The sequence below is a fragment of the Novosphingobium cyanobacteriorum genome, assembly GCF_029436685.1.
GTDB classification, from domain to species: Bacteria; Pseudomonadota; Alphaproteobacteria; order Sphingomonadales; family Sphingomonadaceae; genus Novosphingobium; species Novosphingobium cyanobacteriorum.
In genome coordinates, this window is the sequence record NZ_JAROCY010000050.1 from 1 (window position 1) to 7,637 (window position 7,637).

At 62.4% G+C, this 7,637-nt stretch carries 8 protein-coding genes; 4 read left to right on the forward strand and 4 right to left on the reverse strand.

Going from position 1 to position 7,637, the window contains the following annotated elements; translation table 11 throughout:
- Nucleotides 1-672 precede the first annotated feature (672 nt).
- The 3 genes from POM99_RS21820 to POM99_RS21830 all read right to left on the reverse strand — a co-directional run bounded on the left by POM99_RS21820 (nucleotide 673) and on the right by POM99_RS21830 (nucleotide 2,636).
- Entirely contained in the window at nucleotides 673-1,155 is a 483-nt protein-coding gene (locus POM99_RS21820; RefSeq protein WP_277280873.1) for a hypothetical protein, read from the reverse strand.
- Nucleotides 1,156-1,296: 141 nt separating this feature from the next.
- Nucleotides 1,297-1,683, reverse strand: coding sequence for a hypothetical protein (locus tag POM99_RS21825; protein ID WP_277280875.1), 387 nt, complete (start codon nucleotides 1,681-1,683; stop codon nucleotides 1,297-1,299).
- Nucleotides 1,684-1,745: 62 nt separating this feature from the next.
- Nucleotides 1,746-2,636 (reverse strand): 3'-5' exonuclease, encoded by an 891-nt coding sequence (locus POM99_RS21830; protein WP_277280877.1) that lies wholly within the window; start codon nucleotides 2,634-2,636, stop codon nucleotides 1,746-1,748.
- 315 nt (nucleotides 2,637-2,951) lie between these two features.
- Here POM99_RS21830 and POM99_RS21835 point away from each other — a divergent pair, with 315 nt between their 5' ends.
- Nucleotides 2,952-3,356, forward strand: a complete 405-nt coding sequence (locus tag POM99_RS21835; RefSeq protein ID WP_313792158.1) for an SDR family NAD(P)-dependent oxidoreductase — start codon at nucleotides 2,952-2,954, stop codon at nucleotides 3,354-3,356.
- A 138-nt stretch (nucleotides 3,357-3,494) separates the two neighbouring features.
- Here the strand turns inward: POM99_RS21835 and POM99_RS21840 are convergent, their stop codons facing one another.
- Complete coding sequence (locus POM99_RS21840; protein ID WP_277280881.1) at nucleotides 3,495-5,105, reverse strand: GMC family oxidoreductase; 1,611 nt, start codon at nucleotides 5,103-5,105, stop codon at nucleotides 3,495-3,497.
- 512 nt (nucleotides 5,106-5,617) lie between these two features.
- On the opposite strand from POM99_RS21840, the gene POM99_RS21845 reads away from it, so the two are divergent.
- The 3 genes from POM99_RS21845 to POM99_RS21855 all read left to right on the forward strand — a co-directional run bounded on the left by POM99_RS21845 (nucleotide 5,618) and on the right by POM99_RS21855 (nucleotide 7,591).
- Entirely contained in the window at nucleotides 5,618-6,397 is a 780-nt protein-coding gene (locus tag POM99_RS21845; protein ID WP_277280882.1) for an SDR family oxidoreductase, read from the forward strand.
- A gap of 45 nt (nucleotides 6,398-6,442) precedes the next feature.
- Entirely contained in the window at nucleotides 6,443-7,087 is a 645-nt protein-coding gene (locus POM99_RS21850) for a glutathione S-transferase family protein (RefSeq protein ID WP_277280883.1), read from the forward strand.
- A 69-nt stretch (nucleotides 7,088-7,156) separates the two neighbouring features.
- The gene (locus tag POM99_RS21855) at nucleotides 7,157-7,591 is read left to right on the forward strand and encodes a hypothetical protein (RefSeq protein WP_277280884.1); all 435 of its coding nucleotides are present in this window, start codon (nucleotides 7,157-7,159) and stop codon (nucleotides 7,589-7,591) included.
- The last annotated feature ends 46 nt before the right edge of the window (nucleotides 7,592-7,637 follow it).

The window sequence follows — 7,637 nt, forward strand, 5'->3', positions numbered from 1 at the left end:
TAATTGTCGCTCGACGGTTGCTCCTCGCAACAGCAAATGGTAGCCAGAATTCACCAACCGGCGCGGCCACCTATCGGCCATCAAAATTGACGCCGACCGGACACCGTAATCGTCGCGCTACACCGGAACGCGGAAAACAACACCTGCAGGTCAGACCGATGGCGGTGGTTGTCCTCTATCTTGTCGAGGCGCTTGAAGCTCATGTCGGAACAACGAGGGGAAGGCATTGGGCGCGGCCCTTGCAGCTGCGAAGCTCCACCTGTCCATGGCACCCAACCCAGGAGCCTTGCCGCCGACAGGCGACGTTCGCGTGGATCATGCCACTCCGGTTCTGCGCCAGCCATCAACGTGCTGATTGCCGCCGGCAGAGTGTGGAGTTCTGCGCCAACTCAATGATTTTGTAGGCATATCGTCTCGACAAGGCACCTGCAACGCCAAGCAAGCCTTACTCGAATCGTTCAGTCGGTATGGCGCGGTTGGGATCGCTTCCGCACCCGGCGGATAGATGAACTGCCGCTCTGCTATGCAAGCCATGTGCTACAGTGCGTGCTACGGAGCACGACCTGAATGCGCAGTTTTCCGCGATTTTTCAGCTTGGCTGGGGCGGCAGGATTCGAAGCCGCCTCCGGCATCTTAACCAAGTCTCTGGAAATAAAGAGATTCGTCTGCGATTCAGATGTCCAAGGTACCCTGTTGCGGCACCCTGAAGTGAACTGACCAAATCACTATCATTCTTCCGGCTCCCGCCCGCAACCATCGCGCGCAGAACACTCGCGTAACCCACAGTGTAGTCCACAGAAAGGCCGCAGAGACGCAAGGATCGATTGCTGTAACGGGCGTCAAGGACGATGCAGGTGCCGGCAATCGGCACGAGCTCCCTTGCGACGTTTGGTATCCGCCGCCATCGTGCGACATGGTCCAGCTGGCGATGCGCTCGCAGGTGATCGCGCCGTCCCCTGCCAGGGCCAGATCGAAGGCCGCGGCGGCATGGATACGCCGGGTGCCGATCCGTGGTGGCCAGCTCTCGCTGTGCTGGATGAAGCAGTAGTTGTCGTGCAGCACTTCGTCCCAATGGGTCTCGATGTCGAAGAAGGTGAAGTGCTGGGTGGCCGGGGCCGCATGGGCTGCGTTGGCCAAGGTATTGAACGTCTTCATGATGATGTTTCCTGTTGCTGAAACGCAGACGGCCGCCTCGATGGGCGGCCGTCTGCGCGATTGGTGATGCTTGTTTGTCGTCTAGGTAGACCGACTGCCGCACCGGCATCGGTTGCGCATGGATGGGATGACGGCCCCGGTTCAGATCGTCGCGATTCCCTTCCTCGCCTGCTCCAGCGAGCGCCAGGCCTGCCAGGCCGCCAGAACGGCGCGCTTGTCGGTCGAGGCGATGTCGCGGGTTTCGTTCAGCCAGGTGAGCCAGATCGCCTGCGCACGAAGCGGCAGAAGCGCGATCTGGTGTTCCACCTTCAGCCCGGGGTTGGGCCCGCGATACTTCAGGCCGTATTCCAGACCGGTGTTCACCAGCTGCCACTCGGAGCAGCGCAGGACCAGCATGCGCCCGTAGCCCTCGATCGGCAGGCCCAGCATCCGGAAGGCACTGGCCAGCGAGTTGATCCAGAAGCTCTCGGCCGGCGGCATCTGCCCTTCGAGCGGAATAACGCTGAGGATGTTCGTGCCTTCGGGCACGTGTTCAAGGAAACATCAGGCAACGTGCTGGCGAAGTGATGAACTTGGGTTGTGCTGATCAATCAGCGGGGACGTTGCCGCGATGTCGGCAACTGCAGGGATGGCTTGCAGCGCAGGTCATCCAGCAGCCAGCGCTTTTCTTCCTCGAGCGCATCCTCCTCGATGTCGGCCCAACATACCCGCCGGCCGGCATGCCACTTGTAGCCGCGTGCCTTGAGCAGGTCCTTCTTCGAGAATGGCGCGCCCCGGGCCTCGACCCTCGTTGTCACGCGATCGGACCGATCACGCAGGTGTGCCAGCAGGCAGCGTCGGTCGGGCGCTTGCCAAGACAGCAGGTGCACCAGCGACGTGACATCGGCCATGGCGCGGTGGCCCTTGTTGTAGAAGCCGATCTGCATCAGCAGATAGCCAAGCGACCGGCCGTCGAAGCCAAGATCCGCCCAGTCGATTTCGGACATCGAGCAGGCCCAGTCGCTTCGGCGAATGCCCGGCAGCAGCCGTTCCAGCACGACCGCATCGTAGGCCGCGTTGTGCGCCACGAGCGGGTCGCACTGGGCCAACAGGTGGGTCCAGTCATCGGCATCGAACTGTGCGCCCGCCACATCTGCATCGCTGATGCCGGTCAGCCGCGTCACTTCTTGCGGGATCGGCATGCCGGGGTCGCGCAGGCTCTGCTTGAGTTCGGCGACGCCGGTGATCACGCCGGCGCGGTCGATTTCCAGTACGCAGACGGCCAGATCGATCACTTCGGCTGTCTGCGGATCGGTCGATGTTGCCTCGCAGTAGACGACGCCGATGTAGTTTGGCCTGCGCTCCAGATCCGGGCCGATCAGCGGTGTTGTCGCCAAGGGCGCAACCGGGCGCAGGATGTGAATGTCCCAGCTGTCATCGCAAGGTTCACGCGCAGGCAGATAGCTCGGCAGCAGTACGCTGCACGTTTCAGGTATTGTCATGTCTTGTATCCTCTATGGTTCATTTCAACCGAGCAGGGCGAGGAAAACTCTCTTTTCCATCATCCCACGCGGCCACTAATTCCCCCGCTATCCGCGGCTTTTCTGAACCCGAGGACATGGGTGGGCGCTCTGGGGGTGATCCTTTGCAGGATGCGGCGGGCTGCCGGGCGGGATCGTAGTTCTGCCCGCGTCCACGCGTTGGGCGGTTTTCCGGCAGGGCAGCGACAGGGGGGGGGCGGACGGGGAAGCGCCCCTCGCGCCGGGTAGGCGCTCGATGATCTTGTCGCCGAGATCGTTGCATGAGGTGGCGAAGCGATCACCGTGGCCGTCGATCATACGCAGGAGGACGAGGTGCAGCGCATGGTCGCCATGGCAGTCGGCCATTGCCGGTCGCTTAACATTCTGGTCAACAATGTCGCCGGAACCCACCGGGAATTCCAGGCAACAGATCGTGACATCGTGACCATGCCGGTCGAGGTTTGGGACCGGGCAATGGCCACGAACCTGCGTAGTCCGATGCTGACCTGCAAGCACACGGTCCCAAAAATGATTGCTGCTGGTTGCGGCTCGATTGTCGATATCAGTTCAGGGGGTCACGGGGGGGGGGCGGCACTGGCAGCCTATGCGGGCTCAAAGATCGGCCAGCACCGGCTAACGATGGCCATCGTCACTGCCTATGGAACGCATAGAGGGTGTCGTAATGCGATGTCGCCGAGATGACCTGCTTCCTTGCCTCGCCTGCAGCCCGCTACGTGACGGGGCAAGTAATTGCGATGGGCGGCGGATTGCGCGTGCACCAGAATGTCATCGGCCGGGGCTCAGGCCAATGCCCTTTCATGCTGCGCAACCGTCGGCCGGTCAGCCTGTCCGACGATCTGCGAAGATCAGCTGAGAGGCGCGCAAGGCCATGCCCATGGTGGGGGCATTGGTATTGCCGGCGACCATTTCAGGGAACACCGAACAGTCGATCACGCGCAAGCCATCGATCCCGCGCAGGCGCAGGTGACCGTCCAGCGGGGCCGAATTGTCCTTGCCCATGCGCACGGTGCCGGTGGCGTGATAGCCCGCGCCGCCATAACGGCGGAAAAGATCGAGGATCTCGTCATCGCTTTGGGCAACCGACGTAAATTCGGTCTCGCCCTCGATGAACGGTTCGAGCGGCGCCTGTGCCATCAGGTCACGCGTGTAGCGGAACTGGCCGATCGCTGCGCGGCGGTCATAGTCGTCGCTCAGGTGATTTGGCTCGATGTCGAGCGGGGCGGCGGGATCGTTGCTGGTGACCTGGATGAAGCCTTCGCTGCGCGGGCGCAGGGTCATCGCAAAGACCTGCATGCCCGGATCGCTTTCCATGGCCATGCCGCGGCCCGCATCGAGCGAATAGGGGGCGAACATCAGCTGGCTGTCCGGGCGCTCGCTCTCAGGCAGGACGCGCACGAAGGCGGCGGCTTCCGAGGAGCCGTAGCTCATGATGTTGTTGCGGCCTGCAATATGGCGGGCGACGTTTGCCAGAAGGTGCAGTCCGGTGAACTGGTTGTTCACGCTGTCGCGCATGGCTTTCAGCCGCCAGTTCATCATGATCAGGACATGCTCGCGCATGTTCGCGCCGATTCCCGGACTGTCGAGCACGGTTTCGATCCCGGCGCGGGCGAGCACTTGACCTGAACCTATGCCTGAAAGCTGGAGAATGCGCGGCGAGCCGATCGCACCTGCCGAAAGAATGACCTCGCCGCGACACCGGAACGTGACCGGGGTGCCATCGGCCCGCACACCGGTGATGCCGGTGGCGCGGCGGTCACTCACGCTGACGCGGTCGGTACGGATGCCGGTCTCGATGCGCAGGTTTGCCCGCCCGCGGGCGCGGCCGAGAAAGCCCCGGGCAGCGGATACGCGCCTGCCTTTGGCGTCGATGTTCCATTGCAGCTGGCCGATCCCCTCCTGCCGGGGATCGGAATGGTCCTGCTTGATCGGCAGGCCCAGCGCCTTGCCCGCTTCCAGCCATGCCTTGAGCAGGGGTGAGGGCGAGGGATGGGTCTTGACCTTGATCGGTCCGCCTACCCCCCGGTCGGGGCTGGGGCCGCTGGCGTGGTCCTCCAGTGCGAGAAAGCACGGCAGCATCGATTGCCAGGCCCATTGATCGCCCGCCAGTTCGGCCAGACGGTCATAATCCTGGGCAACGCCGCGATTCCAGACCATGCCATTCACGCCGCTCGACCCGCCGAGCATCTTGCCGCGCAGCCAGACTTCGGGGCCAGCACCGCCTTCGCGCTGGTTGCGCGTGGGATAATAATGCGCGGTGGCAGGATCGGCCAGAGTCTTGCCGAAGCCCTTGGGCATGTTGACCACGAAGCTGTCGCCCGATCCGCCCTCTTCGACAAGCAGCACCCGGCACGACGGATCGGACGAGAGCTGGTCGGCAAGAACGCATCCGGCCGAACCTGCCCCGACAATGATATAATCGTAGTCTTCCATGGGCTGAATTCCTGTGAAGCGGCACTGCCATTGGCAAGCACAATTGCGCGTGGACGGTGCCGGCCCCTGCGGTGATCCTCTATCTAATATGCGCGGGCTAGGCTGCGGCATGCCTGGCAAACTGTTACTGACCGACGCACTGACCATCGTGACGCCCCTGGCCGCCATGGCAATTTGCTCACTGGCGGGCTCGGGCTTTGCGGTACTGCTGTTTACGCGCCGGCAGTCGAACTGGCGAAGGATGCCAATGGCAGCGATGTTACCGGCCTCATCAGCCTTTCTGTATATCTGCCGCAGGCGAATTCTTCCTTGATCGCTGCGCCCTTCGCGAGTGGCTTCGGAAGGGGGTATTCGGCGTCGGCGCGGCGCTGCTTTTGGCGGAAACGCACTTTCTCCGACTGCTGGCGTGCGCCGCACGACGCGGAAATCGCCACCTATCTCATCTGTGGTTTGTGCTTGAGGTGGCGCGTGCAAGCCTTGCTTCGCGGATGCGCAGAGCCAATTCTGAATGGATGAAACGGAAAATTGTCATCACGGGTGCGGCCTCGGGCATCGGCAGGGCGACCAAGGCAAGACTGGATGCTCAAGGTCACCGCGTGATTGGCGTGGACCTGAAGGGGTCGGATGTCACGGCTGACCTCGAACGGCCAGCGGGACGTTCGGGCATGGTCGAGGAGATCGCTGCGCTGACCGGCGGATGCATCGACGCGGTCATCGCCATCGCCGGGATTCCGGGTCCGGCTGACCCGGCAAGGCTGCTGGCGGTGAACTATTTCGGCGCGGTTGCCACGCTGGAACTGCTGCGCCCGCTGCTGGCACGCTCGTCTGCCCCGCGCGCGGTTGCGATTACATCCACGGCCTCGCTTACAGACTATGATCCGGACCTGGCCGAGACCTGCCTGGCTGGTGAAGAGGCGGTTGCACTGGCAGCGGCTGCCGGCGTGGAGCCCATGGCTGCGACCGGCTATGCCACCAGCAAGCACGCCTTGGCGCGCTGGCTGCGGCAGGCGGCAATTTCGCCGGAATGGGCAGGGTCCGGTATCCTGCTCAACGGCGTCGCGCCGGGTCGTACCCTGACGCCGATGACCGAACCCTTCTTCGCGACGGAAAAAGGCCGCGCCATGCTCGACCAGGCGACGCCTATCGCATTGTCCGATTGCCCTTATGGGAAAGCCGAGGATCTGGCCGAGGTGATCGCCTTTCTGGCGACGCTGGAGGGGCGCTACCTGGTCGGCCAGATCCTCTACGTCGATGGCGGCACCGAAGCGATCCGGCGCCCCGCACAGATCTGACCCGCCGACATGATCATGCCATCCGAGCAGCAGGATAGGATTGCGATGAAACTCTATGGTGTGCCACATTCGCCTTTCGTGGCGCGCGTGAGATTGGCACTGCGGCTCAAGGGACTGGACTTTGAAGAGCTCGCTCCGCCGGGTGGCAGCCTGAAATCGGCCGAGTATCTCGCGCTCAATCCGCTCGGCAAGGTTCCCCTGCTGGTGACGGGAAGTGGCGCCAAGATTGCTGAGTCCGAAGCGATTATCGACTATCTCGAGGAAGCCTTTCCGGAGCCCTCGCTGATCCCTGGGCATGCCGATGCGCGCATCCACATGCGCTATCTGATCCGCTTGTCGGAAAACTACGCCATCCCGGCAGTCATGCGTCTGTTCGGGCAGATGCAGCCCGAAACGAGGGATGCGGCCACGGTCGACCGCGAACTTGGCAAGATGGCGCAAGCGCTTGAGTTGCTGCAGGACGATATCGGCCTCGAGGACTATGCTGTTGGCTCCGCGGCCAGCAAGGCAGACTGCATCCTGCTGCCCACCTTGATGCTGTGCAAGCTGACCGGTGGGATATTCGGTGCAAGCGGCATCGTGGCGGAATTTCCGGGTCTGAAGCGCTATGCCATGAAGGCGCGCGAGAACGAGATCATCAAGGATGTCATGACCAGTGCCGAGGTTGCCCTGTCGGTACTGAAGTTCTGAGTTCGGACACTACGGCCTGCCGGAGCAAGTGCTTCGGGTCCAATGAAATTGACGAGGAGTAAAGCGATCATGGCGACGGCATTCAACATTCAGGACTTTGACGATCCGTCCTACAATCCGTTCCTCTCGCACGAAGACAACTTCGGCAGCGATGCCGATCCCTATCCCCGGATCCATGCGCTTCGGGACAAGGGAGCTGTTCTCCCCGGTTCTTATCGCGACAATATGGGCGCCTATTGTTATTACGGTGAAATGCCCAAGTTCACTGTGCTTGGCGTAAAGGAAGCGGATGAAGTGCTGCTGGATGCCAGCCGCTTCTCCAACTCCGGCTATGAACCGACCCTGGGCGAAACCTTTGGCATGGGCAGCATCAGCGTAATGGACAATCCAGTCCACGGTCGCTGGCGCAAGATCTTCCAGAAGATATTTCTGCCTCTTTTGAATTTTGAGTGGGTGATGCAGGATACGAGGGTGCTGGGCCGTTGGGGTCAAGGGCGGGCGTAGCCCGGCGTAGCGAACCCTTGACGCCAAGGGGCCAGCGGTACGCTGG

Excerpts from the sequence above, each read along its gene's own strand:
- POM99_RS21855 (WP_277280884.1), top strand. The coding sequence starts at position 7,157 with ATGGCGACGGCATTCAACATTCAGGACTTTGACGATCCGTCCTACAAT.
- POM99_RS21850 (WP_277280883.1), top strand. The coding sequence starts at position 6,443 with ATGAAACTCTATGGTGTGCCACATTCGCCTTTCGTGGCGCGCGTGAGA.
- POM99_RS21830 (WP_277280877.1), bottom strand. The coding sequence starts at position 2,636 with ATGACAATACCTGAAACGTGCAGCGTACTGCTGCCGAGCTATCTGCCT.
- POM99_RS21845 (WP_277280882.1), top strand. The coding sequence starts at position 5,618 with ATGAAACGGAAAATTGTCATCACGGGTGCGGCCTCGGGCATCGGCAGG.
- POM99_RS21840 (WP_277280881.1), bottom strand. The coding sequence starts at position 5,105 with ATGGAAGACTACGATTATATCATTGTCGGGGCAGGTTCGGCCGGATGC.
- POM99_RS21820 (WP_277280873.1), bottom strand. The coding sequence starts at position 1,155 with ATGAAGACGTTCAATACCTTGGCCAACGCAGCCCATGCGGCCCCGGCC.